This window comes from Streptomyces sp. S063, assembly GCF_002832675.1.
GTDB lineage: Bacteria > Actinomycetota > Actinomycetes > Streptomycetales > Streptomycetaceae > Streptomyces > Streptomyces sindenensis.
On sequence record NZ_CP021707.1, the window covers coordinates 4,116,539 to 4,138,855 of the forward strand.

Annotated in this window: 17 protein-coding genes, 1 tRNA gene and 3 pseudogenes; 12 read left to right on the forward strand and 9 right to left on the reverse strand. The window is 71.3% G+C overall.

Annotated features, from left to right (window positions below; translation table 11 throughout):
• Positions 1 to 89: 89 nt before the first annotated feature.
• The 5 genes from CCZ36_RS19010 to CCZ36_RS19030 all read left to right on the forward strand — a co-directional run bounded on the left by CCZ36_RS19010 (position 90) and on the right by CCZ36_RS19030 (position 7,185).
• The gene (locus CCZ36_RS19010; RefSeq protein WP_237302697.1) at positions 90 to 2,219 is read left to right on the forward strand and encodes a LamG domain-containing protein; all 2,130 of its coding nucleotides are present in this window, start codon (positions 90 to 92) and stop codon (positions 2,217 to 2,219) included.
• 223 nt (positions 2,220 to 2,442) lie between these two features.
• Positions 2,443 to 3,714, forward strand: coding sequence for an aspartate kinase (locus CCZ36_RS19015; RefSeq protein ID WP_006126378.1), 1,272 nt, complete (start codon positions 2,443 to 2,445; stop codon positions 3,712 to 3,714).
• A complete protein-coding gene (locus CCZ36_RS19020) occupies positions 3,711 to 4,781 on the forward strand; it encodes an aspartate-semialdehyde dehydrogenase (protein ID WP_069735540.1) in 1,071 nt (356 codons plus the stop codon). The genes CCZ36_RS19015 and CCZ36_RS19020 overlap by 4 nt, the downstream gene beginning before the upstream one ends.
• Before the next feature lie 362 nt (positions 4,782 to 5,143).
• Positions 5,144 to 5,719 carry a SigE family RNA polymerase sigma factor gene (locus CCZ36_RS19025; RefSeq protein WP_032766995.1) on the forward strand — a complete coding sequence of 192 codons (576 nt, stop codon included), beginning with the start codon at positions 5,144 to 5,146 and terminating at the stop codon, positions 5,717 to 5,719.
• A 95-nt stretch (positions 5,720 to 5,814) separates the two neighbouring features.
• Positions 5,815 to 7,185, forward strand: a complete 1,371-nt coding sequence (locus CCZ36_RS19030) for a hypothetical protein (protein WP_128819614.1) — start codon at positions 5,815 to 5,817, stop codon at positions 7,183 to 7,185.
• On the opposite strand, the gene CCZ36_RS19035 is transcribed toward CCZ36_RS19030, so the two are convergent.
• The gene (locus CCZ36_RS19035; protein WP_128818190.1) at positions 7,155 to 8,057 is read right to left on the reverse strand and encodes an SURF1 family protein; all 903 of its coding nucleotides are present in this window, start codon (positions 8,055 to 8,057) and stop codon (positions 7,155 to 7,157) included. The genes CCZ36_RS19030 and CCZ36_RS19035 overlap by 31 nt on opposite strands.
• 94 nt (positions 8,058 to 8,151) lie before the next feature.
• A complete protein-coding gene (locus tag CCZ36_RS19040) occupies positions 8,152 to 9,975 on the reverse strand; it encodes a S9 family peptidase (protein WP_128818191.1) in 1,824 nt (607 codons plus the stop codon).
• Between the two features lie 100 nt (positions 9,976 to 10,075).
• On the opposite strand from CCZ36_RS19040, the gene CCZ36_RS19045 reads away from it, so the two are divergent.
• Together CCZ36_RS19045 and CCZ36_RS19050 are read left to right on the forward strand one after the other, a co-directional pair.
• On the forward strand, positions 10,076 to 10,915 hold the full coding sequence (locus tag CCZ36_RS19045; protein ID WP_069735537.1) for a class I SAM-dependent methyltransferase: 840 nt from the start codon (positions 10,076 to 10,078) through the stop codon (positions 10,913 to 10,915).
• Positions 10,916 to 11,047: 132 nt separating this feature from the next.
• Positions 11,048 to 11,428, forward strand: a complete 381-nt coding sequence (locus CCZ36_RS19050; protein ID WP_128819616.1) for a nuclear transport factor 2 family protein — start codon at positions 11,048 to 11,050, stop codon at positions 11,426 to 11,428.
• Positions 11,429 to 11,532: 104 nt separating this feature from the next.
• Here CCZ36_RS19050 and CCZ36_RS19055 read toward each other — a convergent pair whose 3' ends face one another.
• Complete coding sequence (locus CCZ36_RS19055; RefSeq protein ID WP_128818192.1) at positions 11,533 to 12,339, reverse strand: SGNH/GDSL hydrolase family protein; 807 nt, start codon at positions 12,337 to 12,339, stop codon at positions 11,533 to 11,535.
• 450 nt (positions 12,340 to 12,789) lie between these two features.
• Here CCZ36_RS19055 and CCZ36_RS19060 point away from each other — a divergent pair, with 450 nt between their 5' ends.
• Together CCZ36_RS19060 and CCZ36_RS19065 are read left to right on the forward strand one after the other, a co-directional pair.
• A complete protein-coding gene (locus CCZ36_RS19060; protein WP_128818193.1) occupies positions 12,790 to 13,353 on the forward strand; it encodes a GNAT family N-acetyltransferase in 564 nt (187 codons plus the stop codon).
• Positions 13,354 to 13,581: 228 nt separating this feature from the next.
• The gene (locus CCZ36_RS19065; protein ID WP_128818194.1) at positions 13,582 to 14,178 is read left to right on the forward strand and encodes a hypothetical protein; all 597 of its coding nucleotides are present in this window, start codon (positions 13,582 to 13,584) and stop codon (positions 14,176 to 14,178) included.
• A 206-nt stretch (positions 14,179 to 14,384) separates the two neighbouring features.
• Here CCZ36_RS19065 and CCZ36_RS35825 read toward each other — a convergent pair.
• A pseudogene (locus CCZ36_RS35825) lies at positions 14,385 to 14,692 on the reverse strand (ArsR/SmtB family transcription factor); the annotation flags it as partial.
• Positions 14,693 to 14,881: 189 nt separating this feature from the next.
• A pseudogene (locus CCZ36_RS19080) lies at positions 14,882 to 15,085 on the reverse strand (transferase); the annotation flags it as partial.
• A gap of 103 nt (positions 15,086 to 15,188) precedes the next feature.
• Here CCZ36_RS19080 and CCZ36_RS19085 point away from each other — a divergent pair.
• Positions 15,189 to 15,920, forward strand: a pseudogene (locus CCZ36_RS19085) (LacI family DNA-binding transcriptional regulator); the annotation flags it as partial.
• Positions 15,921 to 16,361: 441 nt separating this feature from the next.
• A complete protein-coding gene (gene metG / locus CCZ36_RS19090; RefSeq protein ID WP_128818195.1) occupies positions 16,362 to 18,083 on the forward strand; it encodes a methionine--tRNA ligase in 1,722 nt (573 codons plus the stop codon).
• Positions 18,084 to 18,125: 42 nt separating this feature from the next.
• Here the strand turns inward: metG and CCZ36_RS19095 are convergent, their stop codons facing one another.
• The 4 genes from CCZ36_RS19095 to CCZ36_RS19110 all read right to left on the reverse strand — a co-directional run bounded on the left by CCZ36_RS19095 (position 18,126) and on the right by CCZ36_RS19110 (position 21,697).
• A complete protein-coding gene (locus tag CCZ36_RS19095) occupies positions 18,126 to 19,526 on the reverse strand; it encodes an MGMT family protein (protein ID WP_069735531.1) in 1,401 nt (466 codons plus the stop codon).
• Positions 19,527 to 19,755: 229 nt separating this feature from the next.
• A tRNA-Pro gene (locus CCZ36_RS19100) sits at positions 19,756 to 19,829 on the reverse strand.
• A 28-nt stretch (positions 19,830 to 19,857) separates the two neighbouring features.
• A complete protein-coding gene (locus tag CCZ36_RS19105) occupies positions 19,858 to 20,556 on the reverse strand; it encodes a Pr6Pr family membrane protein (RefSeq protein WP_128818196.1) in 699 nt (232 codons plus the stop codon).
• A 202-nt stretch (positions 20,557 to 20,758) separates the two neighbouring features.
• Entirely contained in the window at positions 20,759 to 21,697 is a 939-nt protein-coding gene (locus tag CCZ36_RS19110; protein WP_069740840.1) for a metallophosphoesterase, read from the reverse strand.
• A 125-nt stretch (positions 21,698 to 21,822) separates the two neighbouring features.
• On the opposite strand from CCZ36_RS19110, the gene CCZ36_RS19115 reads away from it, so the two are divergent.
• A complete protein-coding gene (locus CCZ36_RS19115; protein ID WP_069735519.1) occupies positions 21,823 to 22,287 on the forward strand; it encodes a GatB/YqeY domain-containing protein in 465 nt (154 codons plus the stop codon).
• Positions 22,288 to 22,317 lie beyond the last annotated feature (30 nt).

The following is a 22,317-nucleotide window of genomic DNA, read 5'->3' on the forward strand; positions in this document are numbered from 1 at the left end:
ATCCGGGGGCGGTCGGCGCGGGCGGTTGTTAGTCTCCCTCAGCTCTTGGAGTCCGATCTTCAAGGGCCGGACAGGGGAGGGAAACACGCATGACAGGACGTGCAGGACGTACAGGGCAGGGACGGGCGAGACGGGCGGCCGCCGCAGCGGTCATCGCCGCCGGGACGGTGCTGGCGACGCCGGGCACCGTACTGGCGGCGGCGGGTGCCGGGCTTCCGCCGAAGCAGCCGCGGATCGCCGATCTGGCGGTGGGCGGCGCGGAATGCGTCACCGGGGAGGACCGGCCGTACGTGGGGACCGTTCCGCAGGTGACGGCGCGGCTGTACGGGCCCGGGGGCGGGCAGCCGGGTGAAGCGAGCCAGGTCCGGGGCGAGTTCGAGGCCTGGTGGCAGGGTGAGGGCGGCGCCGAGGAGCGCGTGTCCATGACCACCTCCATGAAGCACGACACCGCCCCGTTCAGCTGGCAGTTGCCGAGCACCGTCCCCGACGAGACCGTCGTCTCCTGGCGGGTCCGGGCCGTCAACGACGACGGGGCCTCCGCCTGGAGCAGCGAAGGGGCGGGCGCGCCCTGCGAGTTCGTGTACGACCGCACGCTGCCCGACGCCCCGGTCGTCACGTCCTCCGACTATCCGGACGACAACACCTGGACGCCCGGCGCCGGGGTCCGGGGCACCTTCCGTTTCACGGCGCAGGCCGAGGACGTCGTCGCCTTCGCCTACCACTTTCTCGGCGAGCCGCTGAGGACGGCCGACATCCGGCCCGACGGTTCGGCCGAGATCAGCTTCGTGCCGAAGGGGTCCGGCGTCCAGGTCCTCTCCGTCCAGGCGCAGGACCGGGCGGGCAACCGCGGCCCGCGCACCGACTACACGTTCCGCATCGGGCAAGGGCCCGCCCCGGTGGCCCGGTGGAAGCTCGCCGACGCGGCGGGCTCCCGCTCGGCCGCCGCAGAGAACGGCACCGCGGCCCGGGCCGGTGCGGGGGTCACGTTCGGCGCGCCCGCGCCCTCCGGCACCCCGCTCACCTCCACCGCCTCGCTCGACGGCACGGGCCACGGCTTCCTGACCCCGGGCGCCCCGGTCGTCGCCGACACCGCGAAGGACTTCGCCGTCGGCGGCTGGGTCCGGCCGGCGCGCGTGGACGGCACCCGTACGGTCCTCTCCCAGGACGCCGGTACGGGCCGCGCCTTCACCCTGGGGCTGACGCAGGCCGGCTCCGACCCCGCCTGGTCGTTCGCCGTCGGCGGGGCCCGGGTCACGGGCGGACTGCCCGAGACCGGCGACTGGGCGTACGTACTCGGCCAGTACGACGCGGAGACCGGCACGGCCCGGCTGTACGTCAACGGCCGCGCGGTCGGCGAGGAGACGGCCGCCGTCCCCGTGGCGGGCGAGGGAGACTTCCAGATCGGCCGGGCGCGCGGGGCACAGGGCTACCGCGACCGCTGGAAGGGCGAGATCGGTGACGTACGGGCGTACGACCGGATCGTCGTGCCGGACGAGCTGACGGCCCTCGCCACCCGTGCCGCGCAGCGGGTCGGCCACTGGGCGCTCGACACCGCGCCGGACGGCCTCGCCCCGGAGTCGGGCGGCGGAGCGCCGCTGAAGCTCGGCGCGGGGGCCTCGGTCTTCCGCCTCGACGGCCCCTGCGACCCGCTGGACCCGGAATGCGGCCAGGACTGGCCGCTGGAGGGTGACGGGCACCTGCGCCTCGACGGGGTCTCGGGCCACGCGGCCACGGACGCCCCGGTGGTCGACACCTCGGGCAGCTTCACCGTCAGCGCCCGCGTCCGGCTCACCGACGACGCCCCGGCGGCGCCCATGACGGCGATCTCGCAGGGCGGGGAACACGGCGACGCCTTCAAGGTCCGCTTCGACCCGGAGAACTCCAGCTGGGACCTGGTGCTGGCGCACGCCGACGAGCCGGATGCGCCGGAGACCGTACTCCGCCGGATCGAGTGGCCGGACGGGGACTTCGGGGTGGGCCACCGGGTCACCCTCACGTACGACGCCTCGGCGAACCAGGTGTCCCTCTACGTCGACGGGTGGAAGGAGTCCGACGGCGGCACCGCCGCCTTCGACGCCGCCTGGAAGAGCACCGGCGGGCTCCAGCTCGGCCGCGGCCGCACCGCCGACGGCTGGGGCGAGCACCTGAAGGGCGTGGTCGACAGCGTGTACGCCTATGCGGGTGTGCTGTCCGAGACGGAGATCCGGCAGCTGCCGTAACCGGACGTGTCCCGGCTCGCGCTTTTCCTGCGGATCGTGTGGGCTGGGACACAAACGGGAGTGTGCGCGGTCCGGCTGGGCAACAGCCTCCTACGAGCGGTTCGGGGCGACACGCCGTATCGGGTGATGAGCGGGACATCTCACCATCTGGTAATGGACGGGTCGATTCCGGGCTGCTCGTTAAACTGAGCCGACCGCAGTAATGACTGAGCGAGGAGCGCACGTGGGCCTTGTCGTGCAGAAGTACGGAGGCTCCTCCGTAGCCGATGCCGAGGGCATCAAGCGGGTCGCCAAGCGAGTCGTCGACGCCAAGAGGAACGGCAACCAGGTGGTTGTCGTGGTGTCCGCGATGGGCGACACGACGGACGAGTTGATAGATCTCGCCGAGCAGGTGTCTCCGATGCCTACCGGTCGGGAGTTCGACATGCTGCTGACCGCGGGTGAGCGGATCTCCATGGCCCTGCTGGCGATGGCGATCAAAAACCTGGGCCACGAGGCCCAGTCGTTCACGGGCAGCCAGGCCGGTGTCATCACCGACTCGGTCCACAACAAAGCGCGCATCATCGACGTCACGCCGGGCCGCATCCGGACCTCGATCGACGAGGGCAACATCGCCATCGTCGCCGGGTTCCAGGGCGTGAGCCAGGAGGGCAAGAACATCACCACCCTCGGCCGCGGCGGGTCGGACACGACCGCCGTCGCGCTGGCCGCCGCGCTGGACGCCGAGGTCTGTGAGATCTACACCGACGTCGACGGCGTCTTCACCGCGGACCCCCGGGTCGTGAAGAAGGCGAAGAAGATCGACTGGATCTCCTTCGAGGACATGCTGGAGCTGGCCGCGTCCGGCTCCAAGGTGCTGCTGCACCGCTGCGTCGAGTACGCACGCCGTTACAACATCCCGATCCACGTCCGCTCGTCCTTCTCCGGACTGCGCGGAACCTGGGTCAGCAACGAACCGCAAGGGGACCAGAAGGTGGAGCACGCGATCATCTCCGGAGTCGCCCACGACGTCTCGGAGGCCAAGGTCACCGTCGTCGGCGTCCCGGACAAGCCGGGCGAGGCGGCCGCGATCTTCCGTGCCATCGCGGACGCCGAGGTCAACATCGACATGGTGGTGCAGAACGTCTCCGCCGCGTCGACCGGCCTGACGGACATCTCCTTCACCCTGCCCAAGGCCGAGGGCCGCAAGGCCATCGACGCCCTGGAGCGCACCAAGGCCTCCATCGGCTTCGACTCGCTGCGCTACGACGACCAGATCGCCAAGATCTCGCTGGTCGGCGCGGGCATGAAGACCAACCCGGGCGTCACCGCCGGCTTCTTCGAGGCGCTGTCCGACGCGGGCGTCAACATCGAGCTGATCTCGACATCCGAGATCCGTATCTCGGTGGTCACCCGCGCCGACGACGTCAACGAGGCCGTGCGTGCCGTGCACACCGCCTTCGGGCTCGACAGCGACTCCGACGAGGCCGTCGTCTACGGAGGCACCGGCCGATGACCGAACACCGCCCTTCGCTCGCGGTCATCGGTGCGACCGGGGCGATCGGCGGTGTCATGCTCCGGATCCTCTCGCAGCACGCGGACGTCTGGGGCGAGGTCAGACTCGTCGCCTCACCGCGCTCGGCCGGCCGCAAGCTGGCCGTGCGCGGTGAGGAGAGCGAGGTGCTGGCCCTCACCGAGGACGTCTTCGACGGCGTGGACGTCGCCCTCTTCCTCGTACCGGACGAGGTGTCCGCCCACTGGGCCCCGATCGCCGCCGCCAAGGGCGTCGTCGTCATCGACGACTCGGCGGCCTTCCGGCTCGACGACGACGTTCCGCTCGTCGTCCCCGAGATCAACGCCCATGCCGCACGGCTCAGGCCGCGCGGCATCGTCGCGTCCCCGAACTGCACCACGCTGTCGCTGATCGTCGCGGTCGGCGCCCTGCACGCCGAGTTCGGGCTGCGCGAGCTCATCGTCTCCTCCTACCAGGCCGTCAGCGGTGCGGGCCGGGACGGCGTCGCCGCCCTGCGCGAACAGCTCGCCCTGGTCGCCGGTACGGAACTGGGCACCCAGCCCGGAGACGTACGCCGGACCCTGGGGGACGAGGCCGCCACGGCGGACAGCCCGTTCGCCGCGCCGATCGCCCTGAACGTGGTGCCCTGGGCCGGTACGGACGCCGGGGACGGCTGGTCCTCCGAGGAGATCGCCATCCGCGAGGAGTGCCGCAAGGTGCTGGGCATGCCGGACCTGAAGACCACCGCGACCTGCGTGTACGTCCCGGTCGTCGCCACCCACTCGATGTCCGTCCACGCCCGCTTCGAGAACGAGGTCGCGGTCGGCAAGGCGCACGAGATCCTGGCGACCGCCCCCGGCGTGGTCCTGTTCGACAGCCCGGCCTCGGGGGACTTCCCCACCCCGTCCGACGTGGTCGGCACCGATCCCACCTGGGTCGGCCGCGTCCGGCGGTCGATGGACGACCCGCACGTCCTGGAAATGTTCCTTTGCGGGGACAATCTCCGAAAAGGCGCGGCTTTGAACGTGGCGCAGATCGCCGAATCCGTCGCCGCCGAATTCCCCCGGTGATGATCGAACCTGTTTTGTAGGATCTGTGAACGCCCTATGAGGAATTCGCTGGTCTGAACCTCTTGAGCTGGGACGTTGTCATGTCCGACGATGATCTCCCGGCCTTCTGCAACCGCACCTCGGCCGGGTTGCGTCTATGCCGTCACTTTGTGCGTGGCCAGACGCCGTAACGGGGCATTTGGGGAAGAGCAGGTACGTATGAGGGCATGTCGCACAGCGTCGAACGTGGCGCCGTCCGCGTACAACCCTGACGGGGGGCAGCGTGTCCAACAGGCGTGGCAGAGGTTCTCGACATCACAGTGGTGGGCCCGTTGCGAGGCGCTTCGGTGCGCCCGCTCCGGCGGCCCCGCGCGCCCGGCGGCATGCCGGTGATCGCGCCCATGCCCGCTGCGCGCCCGGCCTCGCTGCCCGCGCAGCGCGGGGGTGCTGACGAGACGGTGGCAGCAGGAACCACGGTCGACCATCTCACCGAGACCTACCGCGCCCACTACCGCTCCCTGCTCGGCCTCGCGGCCCTGCTGCTGGACGACACCGCGTCCTGCGAGGACGTGGTGCAGGAGGCGTTCATCCGGGTGCACTCCGCGCGCAACCGGGTCCGTGAGCCCGAGAAGACCCTGGCCTACCTCCGGCAGACCGTCGTCAACCTCTCGCGCTCCGCACTGCGCCGCCGCATCCTCGGGCTGAAGCTGCTCTCCAAGCCGATGCCGGACATGGCGAGCGCGGAGGAGGGCGCGTACGACCAGCTGGAGCGGGATGCGCTGATCAAGGCCATGAAGGGGCTCCAGCGACGCCAGCGCGAGGTGCTGGTGCTGCGCTACTTCGCGGACATGACGGAGGCCCAGGTCGCCGAGACGCTGGGGGTCTCGCTGGGCTCGGTGAAGGCGTACGGTTCGCGGGGCATCGCGGCGCTGCGTGTGGTGATGGAGGCCCAGACATGAGCGGGCGGCCGGATCAGCGCCCGGGGCAGGGCCCCGAGCCGCGTCCCGACATTCCTGAGCACAGGCACGAGACTGACCCGACGGGAAGCGGAATGGTGAACGACGGGCCGGAGAAGACTCCGCACACCGATCCGGACCGATCGCAGGGCGAGGGCGAGGGCTCCGGAGGGAGCGGTGCGCCGGAACCGGACTCGCCGCCCGCGCGCGTGGACAGCGAGTCCGCCGAGGACCCCGACGAGCGGGACCCGGGGCCGAAGGCGGCCTCGCCGACCGTGTCGGACCCGGCTGCGAAGGCCCCGGCGGACGCGGCCTCTGCGGACCCGGTCGCGGAGGCCCCGGCGGGCGGCGGCGCGGACGCGGGTACGGAGTCCGACGACGACGACTTCCTCGCCACGCTGACCGACCTCTTCGCCGACGACAGACGCGCCCCCGCATCCCACCGGTCCGTCTCCGACCGGTCCGGCGAGCTGGACGAAGTGGCCCTGCGCCGCATGCTGCACGGTGCGGTCCGCGACATCGCCCCCTCCGAGGGGACCCTCGACCATCTCCACCGTGCCGTTCCCGCCCGCCGGGCCCGGCGGCGGCAGGCTGTCGTCGGGGCGGCCGCGGCGGTCCTGCTGATCGGTACCGCCGTCCCCGCCTTCGTCCACGTCGCGGCCTCGGACGGCTCCTCCACCGCCCGCCCCGCCATCGCCGGCCACGGCGAGCAGGCCCAGGGCGGCAACGGGGAAGAGCCGGGCCCCGAGGAGCCGGGCCGGCGGAGCGTGCGGCCCACCGAGCGCGAGAGCGAGGGCGGCAAGGGCGAGGCCGCCCCGGACCCCAGCCCCTCCCGGGGCGAGGGGAGCGACCCCGACGGGGCGGTGACGGGCAAGGAGTCCGGCTCCCCGAGCGCGGACCTGGCGTCCGTGCCCGTCTGCGACCCCGGCCAGCTCGGCGTCGCGTCCGCGAGCACCGACGCGCCGGGGGCCGACGGCACGGTCTACGGCAGCTTCAGGATCGCCAACGTGTCCGGCACGGACTGCGCGGTCAGCAGCAACGGCACCGTGGGCTTCACCGCCCTCGGCGCCGCCGACTCGCAGAAGATCGTCGTGGTCCAGCACGCCGCGGGCGACGCGGCCCCCGGCCTGCCCGACCCGTCCCAGGAGCCGGGCACGGTGCTGCTGAAGCCGGCCATGGCGTACGAGGTGCGGTTCGCCTGGGTGCCGACCGACACCTGTCCGACCGTGGGCCCCTCACCGACCCCGAGCCCGTCGGCGGACGGCGCGGGCGGCACCGACGGCGAGGCCCCCGAGAACCAGTCCGGTGTGGACACGCAGTCGCTGTACGAGGACGGCGGCGGGACCACGGCCGAGGGCAGCGTCGCCGTGACGCACACCCCGGAGTCGGGAGCGCCCACCGCGCAGACGGAGATTCCCAACGCCTGCTCGGGCACGATCTACCGGACGGGCGTGCTCGCCACGTCGTAGTCCGGCGCGGACGGGTCCTCGGGGGCGCCCTTCGCGGCGCTCTCCGGACCCTCCCGGGTTCCCGGTCCTTCCTCGGCGTCCTGCGACCCCGCGCCGGGTTCCTCCGGTACGAGACCGAGGGCGACGTCACGCGCGGCCTCGGCCTCGCGCCGCACCAGCCGGAACCACATGAAGAGCACGAACGCGGCGAAGACGAACCACTCACCCGTGTAGCCGAGGTTCTGGAAGGCCTTCAGATCGAGGCCGCTGCCCTCCGGGGCCGCCGCGGGCACGGGCTTCATCGCGCCGCCCGCACCGCCCGCCTCGGCCTCGGGAAGCGTCACCCAGGCGTCGTACACGTCGTAGGGGACGAGGTTCACCAGGGTCGCCGCGCTGATCATGCCGACCTGGCCCGAGGGGAGCCCGCCCCGGGCGTTCACGCCGGCGCTGTGGGTGTTCTCGGAGGCCTGGAGGTCGCCGACCACCGTGACCTCGCCCTTCGGCGCGGCGGGGACCCGGGCGTCGGTCGCGGACCCGGGCAGCCAGCCCCGTACCACCGGCAGGGCCTTGCCGCTGTCCGTACGCAGCATGTTCAGGACGTAGAAGCCCTTCCGGTCGTCCAGCTCACGGCCGGGCACCAGGAACTGGTCGGCGTACGTTCCGGTGGCGGTGGCCGGACGGCCGGACGTCACCTTGTCGACGGGCAGCAGCTCGTCCAGGGGTTTCGCGGCCCGGGTGCTCGGATCGGGGGCCTTCTCCGCCTGTTCGTGCGACTGCACGCGGTCCTCGAAGCGGCCGAGCTGCCAGGTGCCCATGAACACGCAGAACGGGATGGCCAGCACGACGAAGAGGTTGATCCCCCACCACCGTGGGGTCAGCAGGAACCGGTACACCCCTCAAAGGTACGGTTCCCCGCCCCGGGTACCCGGGGCGGGGTCCGTGATGTATCCGGCCCTTACGCCCACGGGCGGGTCGCAAGGGCCGGGTTCACGCGGCCGGACCGAGCACCGGACCGCCCCCCAGGTGCTTCAGGGCGAACTCCAGCTCCAGCCGCACCTGCTTGATCCGCTCCTCCACCACGAGCGAGCCGTGCCCGGCGTCGTAGCGGTAGACCTCGTGGACCGCGCCGCGCGCCGCCAGCCGGTCCACGTAGTTCTCCACCTGACGGATGGGGCAGCGCGGATCGTTGACGCCCGCCGAGATGTAGACGGGAGCGCGCACCGCGTCGACGTACGTCAGCGGGGACGAGGCCTCGAAGCGCTCGGGAACCTCCTCCGGCGTACCTCCCAGCAGCGTGCGGTCCATCGCCTTCAGGGCCTCCATCTCGTCGTGGTACGCCGTGACGTAGTCCGCGACGGGGACGGCGGCCAGGCCCAGCGCCCAGGCGTCGGGCTGGGTGCCGAGGCCGAGCAGGGTCAGATAGCCGCCCCAGGAGCCGCCGGCCAGCACCAGGCGCTCCGGATCCGCGAGCCCCGACTCCACCGACCACTCCCGTACGGCGGCGATGTCCTCCAGCTCGATCAGGCCGACGCGGTGCTTCAGCGCGTCCGTCCAGGCACGGCCGTATCCGGTGGAGCCGCGGTAGTTGACCCGTACGACGGCGAAGCCGTGGTCGACCCAGGCGGCGGGGCCGGAGGCGAAGGCGTCGCTGTCGTGCCAGGTGGGCCCGCCGTGGATCTCGAAGACCGTGGGGAAGGGGCCCTCGCCGGTGGCGGGCTTCTGCACGAGAGCGTGGATCCGGCCGCCCGGCCCGTCCACCCACGCGTCCTCGACGGGCACCGACGGCGGGGCCTTCGCCCCGGGGGGATCCAGGACCACGGCACCGCTCGTCGACCGCACCGCGGGCGGCTGCTCGGCCGAGGACCACAGGTACTCCACCGTCCCGTCCGGGCGGGCCGTGGCGCCCGAGACCGTACCGGCGGGGGTCTCCACGCGCACGGGGGCCGCCGCCCCCGGCTCGTACCGCCACAGCTCGCTGCGGGCCTCGAACTCGTGCTCGACGAGCAGCGCGGAGCCGTCCGGATACCACTCGGCCCCCACGTCACCCGGCAGGTCGATCGGCAGCGGGGTCTCCGTGCCCGCGACCGGGTCCCAGATCATCGGCTCCCAGCGGCCCCGGCGCTGATGTCCGACGAGGAGCCGGGTGTCCCCGGCGACCGGCGCGAAGCCCAGCACGCTGAGCCCCAGCTCCTTCGTGCCGCCCTCGGTGTCGTCCAGCTCGGCCACGGTCGAGCCGTCCGGGCGCACCACGCGCAGCGCGGAGTGCATGGCGTCGCCGTGCTCGGTGTGCTCCAGGGCGATCAGCGTTCCGTCGTGGGAGAGGTCCCCGACACCCGCGGACTCCCGGTGCCGGTAGATCTCCACGGGTTCGGCGCCCGGGGCCGCCCGCACCAGGTGGACCGTCGTACCGTCCTCGTCGGTCGACCGCCCGATCACCGCCGAACCGTCCCGCCCGATGGCCAGGCCCGCCGGGTAGGAGGGCGGGAGGCCCGGGGCGGCCGGCTCGTCCTCGCCGCCGCCGAACGGCTGGCGCATCCATACCCCGAACTCGTCGCCGTCGGTGTCGCTGAACCACCAGATGGCCTCGCCGTCCGGCGTCAGCACGCCGTCGGTGGTCCCGTTGGGCCGGTCGGTCACCTGGCGCTGCCGCCCGCTCGCCCGGTCCCACGCGTACAGCTCGTAGGTCCCGGTGGCGTTGGAAACGAACAGCGAACGGTCGGGGGCGTCCTCGGCCCAGCCGGGCAGCGAGACACGGGGCGCACGGAACCGCTTCTCCCAGTCGGGCGCGGCTGCTGCATCAGTCGTCGTCATGCTCCCATCCAACCCGATGACCCGCGGGGCTCCCGAGGGCGCCGAGCAGCCGCGGATAACCACTCGCGCCCCCGCCCGGCCCGTGGGTAGCGTCCCGGGCATGTACTCCCCGACCCCCGACGACTGGCACGCGACCAACCGCGCGCGCTGGGACGAACGCGTGCCGATCCACGTGGCGAGCGACTTCTACGAGCTGGACGCGTTCCTGGCGGGCAAGGACGTGCTGCGCGCCTTCGAGCTGGCCGAGGTCGGTGACGTCCGGGGCAAGACCCTGCTGCACCTCCAGTGCCATTTCGGTTTGGACACCCTGTCCTGGGCGCGGCACGGCGCGGCGCAGGTCGTGGGCCTCGACTTCTCCGAGCCCGCCGTCGAGACCGCCCGGGGCCTGGCCGGTTCGCTGGGACTGGGCCCGGACCGGGCGGCGTTCGTCGTGGCCGACGTGTACGACGCCCCGGCCGCCGTCCCCGATTCCGCGTACGACATCGTCTACACGGGTATCGGCGCGCTCGGCTGGCTGCCCGACATCGACCGCTGGGCCGAGACCGCGGCGTCGCTGGTCGCGCCCGGCGGGTTCCTCTACCTGGCGGAGTTCCACCCGCTGACCGACTCGATGGACGCGGCCGGTTCGGTGGTCACCGACGACTACTTCAGCCGGGACGCCTGGGTCGACGAGACGCCGGGCACGTACGCCGACCTGGACGCGCCGACCGTGCACAACCGCAGCGTCGAGTGGCAGCACCCGGTGGGCCGGGTGGTGACGGCGCTCGCCGCGGCGGGGCTGCGGATCGAGTTCCTCCATGAGCACGATGTCTCGCTCGTCCAGCGGTTCGACACGCTGGAGCGCCACGCGGACGGCCACTACCGCTTCCCGGCGGGACGGCCGAGGATCCCGCTCATGTACTCGATCAAGGCGTCGCGCCCGGCGGAGCGTCAGGGATAACCGCAGGTCGACGCCGCCCCGCAGGGCTTCTCCGGTCGACTGTCAGTGGTGGGGGCCACACTCTTCTCCATGACCGACAAGAGCGGAAGCAGCGCCCCGGGACCGACGACGACGGCTGCGCTGCGCGGGGCGGTGGAGACGTACTGGGCGGCGGCCGAGGCGCGCGACTGGGGCGCGTTCGGGGCGACCCTCGCCGAGGACGTGGTGTACGACCTGCCGCAGACGCGTGAGCGGATCTGCGGCAAGGAGCGGTATCTCCGGTTCAACGAGGAGTATCCGGGCGACTGGCACGTCCGGGTCGAGCGGATCGTCGCCGACGCGGAGGGCCGGCAGGCCGCGGCGCGGACCGGGTTCACGGTGACGGGGGAGCAGGAGGGGGAGGAGGCCCAGGAGTTGGACGCCATCCACTTCTTCACGTTCGACGAGGCGGGTCTGATCACCGGGGTGACGGACTTCTGGCCCGAGTCGTACGAGCCCCCGGCGGGCCGGGAGCACCTGGTCGAGCGCTACTGAGTACGTCGAGTACGCCGAGTACGGCGAGTACGGCGAGAGCGACGAGAACGGCGGTTCACCGGTCGCCCGGTGAACCGCCGTCCTGGTGCCGCTCCGACCCGCCCCTACACCGCTGAGCGGAAGGCGGGCAGATAGCCGCCCGACTGCCCCGCGGCCTTGGGGTGGTAGGAGTTGTGGACCGGGACGGTGACGCTGTGGAGCCAGGCGTCGCCCGAGCACAGCTCGTGTCCGGTGAACTCGTCCACCACGCTGGAGAAGGCGAACCCGGCGTCGGCGGACCGCTTGGCGATGACGTCGTTCAGCACGTCCGACGCGTTGTTGATCGCGGCCCGTTCGGCCTCGCTGAGCCCGGCGATGCAGCTGCCGGACAGCTGGTAGAAGCGCGGGTAGCCGAGGACCACGACCTGGGCCTGCGGGGCGCGGGCCCGGATGTTGTCGTAGAGCGAATCCAGGCTGCCGGGCAGGATGTTGTTCATCTTTCCGACGGCCGCGTCCACGCTGCTGAGGCAGGTGGCCTCGCTGCCGAGGACACAGTCCTGCATGACGTCGGCGAACCCGACGTCATTGCCTCCGGCGGTGACGCTGACCAGCGAGGTGGACGCGCTGAGCACGCCGAGCTGACTGCTCGCCACGGAGGAGGTCGTCGCCCCCGAGCAGGCGACGAAGTCGAACGAGGCGGGTGAGTTCGCCGCCTGCCACAGATAGGGGTAGGCGGCGGTGCTGCGCCGGCAGTCGCCGCTGTCGGAGATGTAGCTTCCGGCGCCGACGCCCGAGGAGTAGGAGTCGCCGAGCGCGACATAGCCGCCGGCGGCGGCCGAGTCGGCCGCGGAAGCCGGCCCGGCGACACCGATGGCCGCCACGGCGGCGAGCGCGAGAGTGGAGAGAGATGCCCAAATTCTCCGTACTGACATGGCTGCCAGCCCTTCGAAGCGTGGGGGGATGTGGGGATGGGCAGTTTCTAGCAGCTCTCGGTACCCGCCGGTAATGCCCGTGCGAGAAGTCGTCTGATATGCCCGAATGATCGTTCGGTGGGTCAAGCTCCGCGCGTAGATAAACCTCAACTCGGTGACGGAGCAGGCGAGTTCGGGGAGACTCTGTGCGCCTCAGGGCTGGTCGGGTTCATCCGGATGGCTCAGCATCCTTGCCCGCATCTCCCTGGAGATTCAGTCTCCCGCGCACCACTCACTCTCGGCATACGGGCGAAGCCGGGAGGACCCGATCCGGTCCGGGTCGTGGAACGGACGTGGTGAACGCGGCCCTTGTCGGCACGGAGGCAAGGCGGGGCCGCTCGGACGACAGGACGCCCGGCCCTTGTGGCGGCGGCCCGCTGACGCCGGCTCACCCCGTCGTAATCTCGCCCCATGTCCCCGGCCGATGACACGACGTACGAGATCCGCACCGCGACCCCGGAGGACACCGGGCTCGTCGAGGCGCTGGACGGTTCTTTCACGACGGCCACGGTCTTCCGGGTGGAGATGGCCGAGAACGGCTTCACGCTGCGGGAGACCCCGGTGGACCCGCCGTTGACCAAGGTGTTCCCGGAAGACGAGGACGCGGAAGCTCAGGAGGACCGAGTGGAGGAAGGGCATCCCACCTTCCTGGCCCTGGCCCCCGACGGCTCCCTGGCGGGCTTCGTCTCCGTCTCGTACGCGCGGTGGAACCGCCGCCTCACCGTCGAGGACATCGAGGTCGCCCCCGGCCACCGGGGCCGAGGGGTGGGCGGGGCGCTGATGTCCCGGGCGGAGGAGTTCGCCCGGGAACGCGGCGCGGGGCACATCTGGCTGGAGGTCACGAACATCAACGCCCCCGCCATTCATGCGTACCGCCGGATGGGTTTCTCGCTCTGCGGGCTGGACACCTCGCTCTACGAGTTCACCGCGTCGGCCGGCGAGTACGCGCTCTACCTGAGCAAGTCCTGCCGCTGAGGCGTACCCGCGAGGCCGGAAGCGGGCCTGCCGGGCGCCCCGGTCCTCTCCGTTGGTACGAACGTCTGTGCAAAGGTCGCACGCGGCAAGAGGAACTTGCCGGTCGAACAGCCCGGGTGCGGGAACGGAGGGACGTTCACCGTGCAGAAATCCCCGGCTCCGGTCAGCGTGGCCCAGGTCGGCGGAGGCCGGCGACCTACCGCGCGCGTCGATAGGGGCTGTCCCCGTATGCCACAGCAGCAGAGACATCCGGCGGTGGACGCGGCCCTCGGCCGTCGTCGCAGCCGCCTCGGAACCGCCTGGACCGCCGGTCTCCTCTCCCTGCCCTTCGTCGGGCTCGCGCTGTCCGCGGCGGCCGGACTCCATCCCGGTGTGCCGCTCGGCGTCACCGGGCCGGCCGCCCTCGCCGGGTTCGTTCTGATCACCGAGATGCCCACGGGCCGGGACCGGGGACAGACCAGCGGCAGCCTGCTGACGGCACGGACCGTCACGGGCCTTCGTACCGTCGACCTGGCTCAGATCCGGCGCGTCCGGCTGCTGACGAGCGTCTCCCGCGGCGGAGTCTCGGATCGGGTCGTTCTGATACGCGACAGCGACGGCGTGCTGCTGGGGCTGAGAGTGCGGACCGATGTGCGGCGCGTGCGCCGCGCACTGGAGCAGAGTGTGCGGCGCGATGTACCACCTCGCGTGAGCGGCGCCGCGGCCGCCCACCTTGGCATGACCCCCGGCGGAACGGCCCGGCACACGGTGCTGAGCTGGTTGGTGACGGTGCTCGGCATCTGCTGCTACCTCAGCGCCGTCGCGGTGGTCGCCCGCGCGGTCTAGACGGACCCCGGCGCACTGATCAGGAGCGTTGCCGATGACCGGGCCGGTGCGGAACTCCGGCGGGTCCGGCGAACATCAACGCCGGTCCGGGCATGAAGCCCGCCACCAGCGAGGGGAGGAAGAGACGGCGGCCCCGGCGACGGGCGACGCAGGAAGGCCGCGCCGCTACGGGTGCGGTGGCAGGAGTGCTCCAAGCGATTCCCCCCCGGGAGGGCGGGCCGTCCGGGCCGGGTGGGAATCCCGGCGAGCTTGTCGATGGTCCCCGGCAGCGGCCAGCGGTAGACCCAGGTGCCGCGCCCCTCGCAGTCGAGAGCCCGGCCTGCCGCGGCGGCTTGGGGTGGTGGGAGATCGTCGGCCGGGAGAGGCCGAAGGCCGGGCTGGGGTCGCGGACGCAGGTCTCGCCGCCCTCGCGCGAGGCGATCATCGACAACAGGCGGAGCCGCACCTGATCGCCGAGCGCCTGGAACACCGTGGCGAGTTCGACGGCCTGCTCCTCGTCGGGCGGCGCGGTCATTCACGGAGTACCGAGAGGACCTGGCGGCCGCCGGCTTCACGGACACCGACCTCACCCCCACGCACGCGGTAGCCGACGGCATGCACTCCGCCACGGTCCGGGCCACCAAGCCGACGACGGCCGCGGACACCACCGCCCGCCCCCCGCCCGGCCGACGAGCACCACCTCCTGCTGCGGCGGAGGCGGCTGCTAGAGGCGGCGCGCCGCGACAACCACGGAAGTGGTGGACGTCGTCAGCACTTCGGTGGCGTCCAGGGCGGGATGGGTGAGGTAGAAGAACCGGAGCTCATCCACCACGCCCTCGAAACGAGGCGGCCAGTGAGGCGACGGGGTGAAGTCGTCCAGGACGAGAAGCCCGCCGGGGGCGAGCAGCTCGACGACCCTCTCGGGATCGTGGTTGGTTGTCAGAGCGGTCGTGCCGAACGTGGCGGCTCAGGCCAGGTTGCCGGGGACCGATTGCTGCTGTGTGGCCGTCGAGGCGGGGCCATGTAGGCCGGACTGGTTGTCCGCCTTGGTCGCCAACCAGGTCGCCCGTACGAAGCCGACGCTATGCCCCTGCCACGGCAGGACCTACGTGTTCCGCGAACAGGGTGCAGCTCGTACCGGAGGGCACCAGGGCGCGAAACTCGTCGATGTCGCACGCCGGGCCGCAGTCTCCACTGGGACGGTGTCCGACGTCCTCAACCACCCCGATCGCGTCACCGAGTCGATGCGAGTACGAGTGGAGGAGGCCATCACGCATCTTGGGTTCGTACGAGGCGGCACGGTGGTGGAGCCTGCGGCCCACTGGCGCAGGAACGGATTCGCGACGTGGCTGTTCACCCCAGCGGTATCGGGCTGGTATCCGAAGAAGGCACCGCAGGAAACACGCCCCGTACCGCTACTCGGCGAGCCGTGGCCCGGAGCCCCCGCACGAGGACGCGGTGCCGACCAACGAGCCGACGCCTGCTGGCTCCCGATCGCCAAGGGCCTCACGCCCCACGGACTGCGCCACACCCACAGGACCATGAGGGAGGACCTTGGCACCGAGAAGGTCCTCATGGACCAGGGCATGGGACACATCGACGGCTCCGTTTCGGCGCGCTACGCCCATGTCACGCCAGGCATGCGCAAACGCCTCATGGTCGGCTTGACCGAGCAGTGGGAGGCAGCGCTCGCTGCGCGCCTGTCGATGTGTCCCACGTCGCCCGTGCACGTGCTCGACGCCCTCCTGCGCGTACGCCGGTAACACGGACCGAGGCGAAGTCTGGGCGGCGCGAGGCGCCCGGGCTTCCCGATCGCAGGGGTGAAATCCGGGCCGGACCGCCCGACCATGCTGGAAGTTGCTTCTCGGGTCATGCGGACCGCCTCTTTGGCCTCGGGCGATGAGGAGGGTGCATAACCACGGACATACGGGCCTAATATGAGGACCGCCTCGGCCGTTCGAGACTCGCTTGGCCGCCTGTCTCGGACGGCCGAGCGCCTTTCCGTGCGAGCCCGGCCGACGGTAAACGACTCGGCGGAGTGGCGCCCGGGTGCCATACGATTGCGGCGGCTTGCAGCTCCGGCGCCGTCACCATGCGTGACACGGTTGAGCGACCCTGCGCGGTCACGCCTGCTGCACTCTCCCGACTTCGGCCCGCCGCGGCACCGCCGCCGGCGCCAAACGTACGAAATGGAGCATCCAAGGATGGCTCGACACCTGGTAACCAGCGCGCTTCCCTACATCAACGGGATCAAGCACCTGGGCAACATGGTCGGGTCGATGCTTCCGGCGGATGTGTACTCCCGGTACCTCCGCCAGCGTGGTCACGACGTCCTGTACATCTGTGCGACCGACGAGCACGGGACGCCCGCCGAGCTGGCGGCCAAGGCGGCCGGCACGTCGGTGGCGGAGTTCTGCGCGCAGGCTCACGACGCGCAGAAGGCCGTGTACGACGGCTTCCAGCTGGCCTTCGACTATTTCGGACGTAGTTCTTCGCAGCAGAACGTCGAGATCACCCAGCACTTCGCGCGGCAGCTGAACGAGAACGGCTTCATCGAGGAGCGGGCGATCCGCCAGGTGTACTCGCCGGTCGACGGTCGTTTCCTCCCTGACCGGTACGTCGAGGGGACCTGCCCGCACTGCGGTTACGACAAGGCGCGCGGCGACCAGTGCGAGAACTGCACGCGCGTCCTGGACCCGACCGACCTGCTGGACCCGCGCTCGGCGATCAGCGGCTCCACGGAGCTGGAGGTCCGCGAGACCAAGCACCTCTTCCTGCTCCAGTCGAAGCTCCAGCACGAGGTCGAGGCGTGGGTGGCCCGGCACGAGGCCGACTGGCCGCAACTGTCCTCCTCCATCGCCCGCAAGTGGCTGACCGAGGGCCTGCACGACCGGGCGATCACCCGCGACCTGGACTGGGGTGTACCGGTCCCGGCGGACACCTGGCCGGAGCTCGCGGCCGAGGGCAAGGTCTTCTACGTCTGGTTCGACGCCCCGATCGAGTACATCGGCGCGACGAAGGAGTGGGCGGACGCCGCCCCGGACGGTGAGAGCCGCGACTGGAAGTCCTGGTGGTACGAGGCCGACGACACCGTCCGCTACACGCAGTTCATGGCGAAGGACAACGTCCCGTTCCACACGGTGATGTTCCCCGCCACCGAGCTGGGCGTGCGCGAGCCGTGGAAGAAGGTCGATGTCGTCAAGGGCTTCAGCTGGCTGACGTACTACGGCGGCAAGTTCTCCACCTCCCAGAAGCGCGGCATCTTTACTGACGCCGCGCTGGAGACGCTCCCGGCCGACTACTGGCGCTATTTCCTGATCGCCAACGCCCCCGAGTCCGACGACTCCTCATTCACCTGGGAGCACTTCGCGGCTACGGTCAACAAGGACCTGGCCGACACTCTCGGCAACTTCGTCAACCGCGTCCTGTCCTTCTCCCGCAAGCGTTTCGGCGACGAGGTTCCCGCAGGCGCGGCGGCCGGCGAGGGGGAGACGAAGCTCGGCGAGGAGATCGCGCGGCTGCTGGCCGAGTACGAGGAGCACATGGACGCTCTCCAGTACCGCAAGGCCGGCGCCGCGCTGCGCGCCCTGTGGTCGGCGGGCAACTCCTACCTGGAGGAGAAGGCCCCTTGGCTGGAGATCAAGACCGACCCGGACGGCGCGGCCCTGACCCTGCGCACGGCGATGAACCTCATCCACCTCTACTCGGTCGTCTCCGAGCCGTTCATCCCGGCCTCCGCCGCCGCCATGCGCGGGGCCTTCGCCCTGGAGAACGACACCGCGACCTGGGTGACCGCCGAGCAAACGAAGTCCCTGGACGCTGTCCCGGCCGGCACGCCGTTCACCGTGCCGCCGGTGCTCTTCGCGAAGATCACAGAGGAGGACCTGGAGTCCTACCGCGAGCGCTTCGGCGGCGCTGACGCCTGAGCCAGGGACCGGTCACGATGGGCTGAGGGCTTCGAAGGGCTCTCAGCCGTCGAGGAGTTGCCGGAGCTCGTCCTCGTGCAGGCGCTGGTCAGGGTCGGCGGATTCTCCGTTGAAGCGCACGCCTTCCCCGATCAGGACGGTTGCGGCAGTGTCCGTGCGCGAGGGGTCGGGCCATTGGAAGCCGGGGCTGACCTTCCCGGCGGCCGTGAGGACGCGCCAGGGGTTGGGGCATCGACCGCAGGTGCCGAGGTGCTGACCTATGGGGACAGCATGGCTCCCGACCACCGCCGCCAGGTCGCCGTAGGTGGTCCACCGCCCAGCCGGGACACCGCTCAGCAGAGTGTGCAGCCCGGTCCAGTCCTTGCGAGTGCCGCTGAGCTGCCTGGCCAGACCGGTCAGGTCGGACCCTGCCAGCGTGGCCCATTCCCCAGGGTCGACGCCGTCGGGCACGTGGGTGGTGTCCACGTCCCACCACGTCGTTCCCTGTACGACGTCCAGGCTCCGACCGGTCACGCTCGTGAAGATGTGCTTGGCCAGCCCGGTAGGGGAGTATGAATCTCCGTCCGCGTTCCAGACCAGTGGCTTCTCGGTGTCATTGGTCCAGGTGACAGTCCCCCGGTCGGCGTCCTGCGCCACCCAGGACCGGATCTCGGCGCGGATGGCCTCCGTCACACCGTGACGTGGTGTCATCAGCAGCCTCGTCCCGTCGGGCAGCAGGCCCGCACCGACGAGCACGTGGACGGCGTTGCGTGAACGCGAGCGTTCCTGCAGCTTCTTGGCCGCCGCCTCGCCTTCGACCCGGGCCGGGGTGAGCGTGAACTCCTCGACCTCCGGGGTCGGGTAGACCTTGGTGAACCCGGCGACGAGGTGTCCTTCCACCCGCCACAGGCCGACCTGGACGAGGTCGATGTCGATGCCCATCTCCGACAGCCAGACCACGGAGTGGGTGACCTGCTTGGGGAAGTCGGCGGCGATGATCACCTGCCGGGGTCGCTGGAGCAACGCTGGGCTCCACTCGCCGTCCACGTGGTCGAGCAGCCGCTGCTTGCACGCGTCGATGTCGAGGGTTTGCCCCCTGCGGGACAGGAAGTCACGGTGTGCCTGGGTGAGGGTGTCGAGGTCGAAGCGGGACACCAGGGCGGCGTAGGTGATCGCCTGGAGGTGCACGTCCCGATCGGCCGTCCCCCGCTTCAGCTCGACCACGACGAGGCGTCCGGTCGCGTCCAGCCCCAGCACATCCAGCCGGTCGCGGGCCGGCACCCCGTCGGTGTCGGCCCACCGGTCGTACTCCGCGGTGATCACGAGCACCGACTCCCCGAGTACCTGGGGATGGGCGATCACCCACTCCTGGAGGTGCTGCCGCTCCAGCAGGCTCTCGGCGGCGAGCCCGGTGCGCGATATCGGCGTGGCCGTCCGCCCGTCGACGGTGAAGAGATGATCCACGGTGCCCCCTCGTGCGCCCGGCGCGGTGCGTCGGACGCCCAGAGCGTACGCGGACGGGACCGCCCCCGGGAGCTGTCTCGCCGAATCATCGAAACGCCGAACCACTTCGGGAGCCGATGGGAGCCGGGTTCCGAGATTGGCTCCCAAACGGCTCCCAAGACGCCCCCGGAAACCACTCAGGGGCCTGATCCACTAAGTGGATCAGGCCCCTGACCTGGTGTTTCAGCTGTCGGGGTGGCGGGATTTGAACCCACGACCTCTTCGTCCCGAACGAAGCGCGCTGCCAAGCTGCGCTACACCCCGATGCCCACCGGTCTCCCGGCGACATCGATTACTTTAGCCCACCGGCGGCCGGAGGCGAAATCCGGTTTCTTCGGTGCTGGATCCACCCCGCCACGTTCGGCCGGAGATGGTCCGCGGCGGTGATCAGCGCGGCCAGGGCGGTGAAGAGGAGGCCCAGGGCGAGGGCCTGGGTGAGGGCGCCCGCGTAGCCGTACGTGTCGACGTCGAGGAACGGGTACGGGTAGCGGGCCGGGGAACCCGGGGCGAGCAGGGCGCCGCGGGCCAGGGTCAGGGCCAGGTAGGCCGCGGGGGCGGTCAGCCAGAGCGGGATGTGGGCCAGGCGCAGGGCCCGGGGTGCGGTCAGCAGGAGCCAGTCCGCGGCGACGGTCAGCGGGGTCACCGTGTGGAGCAGGATGGTTGCTGCGAGGGACAGGCCGGTTGCGGGGGCCGGGGTCTCCGCGTAGTTCACCAGCACCAGGTGGTGCATCAGGCCGGTGATCGCCGCGAGCAGGAGCACCCCGCCCGTCAGGCGCGGCGGGAGCGGCGGAGCGCCACGCCAGGAACGTACCGCCGACCAGCCGAAGGCCACCGCGACCAGCAGGTTCGCCAGGACCGTGAAGTGGAGCAGGGGCGGTGGGGAGGACCCGGTCGCCAGGGTGATGGCCGGGCCCGCGGTCGCCGCCCCGCACGCCAGGGTGCGCAGGGCCGCGGTCCAGGGGCGGCGGGGAGCGGTGGGGGCCGGGAGCACCTCTGCCGCCCGGGGCGGGGGAGCAGGGCGGTCCGGGGCGCGGTCATGATTCGTACCGTAAGGGGGTGGGAAGACCCCCGCGATTCGTCGGCCGCCGTCCTGCGGACCTGTTGTCCGCCGTTCTGCGGACCTGTCGCCCTGCGGACCCGACGCCTGCCGTCCTGTGGACCCGCTGTCCGCCGTCCTGCGGACCCGCCGCTCCTCAGGCCTTCGGCGCCAGCGTCAGCAGCGTCGCCTCCGGCGGGCAGGCGAAGCGGACCGGGGTGTAGCGGTTGGTGCCGCAGCCCGCCGAGACGTGGAGGTAGGCGCGCTGATCGCCGACCGTGTGGGTGGAGAGGCCCTTGACCCGGTCCGTGTCCAGGTCGCAGTTGGTGACCAGCGCCCCGTAGAAGGGGATGCACAGCTGGCCGCCGTGCGTGTGGCCCGCGAGGATCAGGGGGTAGCCGTCGGCCGTGAAGGCGTCCAGGGAGCGCAGGTACGGGGCGTGGACGACGCCGATCGAGAGGTCGGCGCCGGTCTCCGGGCCGCCCTGGACCTCGGCGTAACGGTCCCGCTTGATGTGCGGGTCGTCCAGGCCGGTGAACGCCAGCTCCAGGCCGTCGAGCTTCAGCCGGCCCCGGGTGTTCGACAGGTCCAGCCAGCCCGCCTCGTCGAAGGCGTCGCGCATGGGCTCCCACGGATTGTGGACGACGCCGACCGCGGGGGCGTTGCCGTTGAGGCCGTGCTTGCCCTGGACCTTCTCCAGGAGGTAGCGGGCCGGGTTGCGGAGCTTCGGGCCGTAGTAGTCGTTGGAGCCGAAGACGTACACGCCCGGGAACTCCATCAGCGGGCCCAGCGCGTCCAGCACCTCGGGCACCGCGTCCGGGTCGGAGAGGTTGTCGCCGGTGTTCACCACGAAGTCGGGGCGCAGACCCGCCAGCGACTGGAGCCAGGCGCGCTTCTTGCGCTGACCGCACACCATGTGGATGTCGGAGACCTGGAGCACGCGCAACGGACGTGCCCCGTGCGGGAGTACGGGAACGGTGACCCGTCGCAGACGGAACGAGCGGGCCTCGAACCCGGCGGCATAGGCGAGTCCGGCGGCGCCGACCGCCGCGCCGACTGCCGTGACTTTCAGGGGTACTCCGTAGCGTGCGCGCATACGCCCATCGTCGCAGAAGCGGAACGCCGAGAGAAAAGACGAGCGAAAGGTGGGAGGGGAGGCGACAGGGGGGTGACAGGAAAACCCGTGGGCGGTTCCGGCCCCGCACCTGTCACAATCACGGCATGACCACGCTCAAGTCCAAGCTCAAGGAAGACCTCCACACGGCCATGAAGGCGCGTGACGAGCTGACCTCGTCCACCCTTCGGCTCACCCTCACCGCGATCACGAAGGAAGAGGTCAGCGGCACGTCGGCGCGCGAGCTCTCCGACGACGAGGTGCAGAAGGTGATCGCCAAGGAGGCGAAGAAGCGCCGTGAGGCGGCCGAGGCCTTCGCCCAGGGCGGCCGGACCGAGCAGGCTGAGCGGGAGAAGGCGGAGGGCGAGCTGCTGGAGGGGTACCTGCCCCAGCAGCTCAGCGACGACGAGCTGAACGTGATCGTCGCGTCCGCCGTCGAGGAGGCCAAGGCCGCCGGAGCCGAGGGGCCGCGCGCGATGGGCGCGGTCATGAAGATCGTCAACCCGAAGGTCGCCGGGCTCGCCGACGGCGGCCGGGTCGCCGCCGCGGTGAAGAAGCTCCTCGCCGGCTGAGCCGACGCCGAAGAAGCAGCAGTAGGGCGG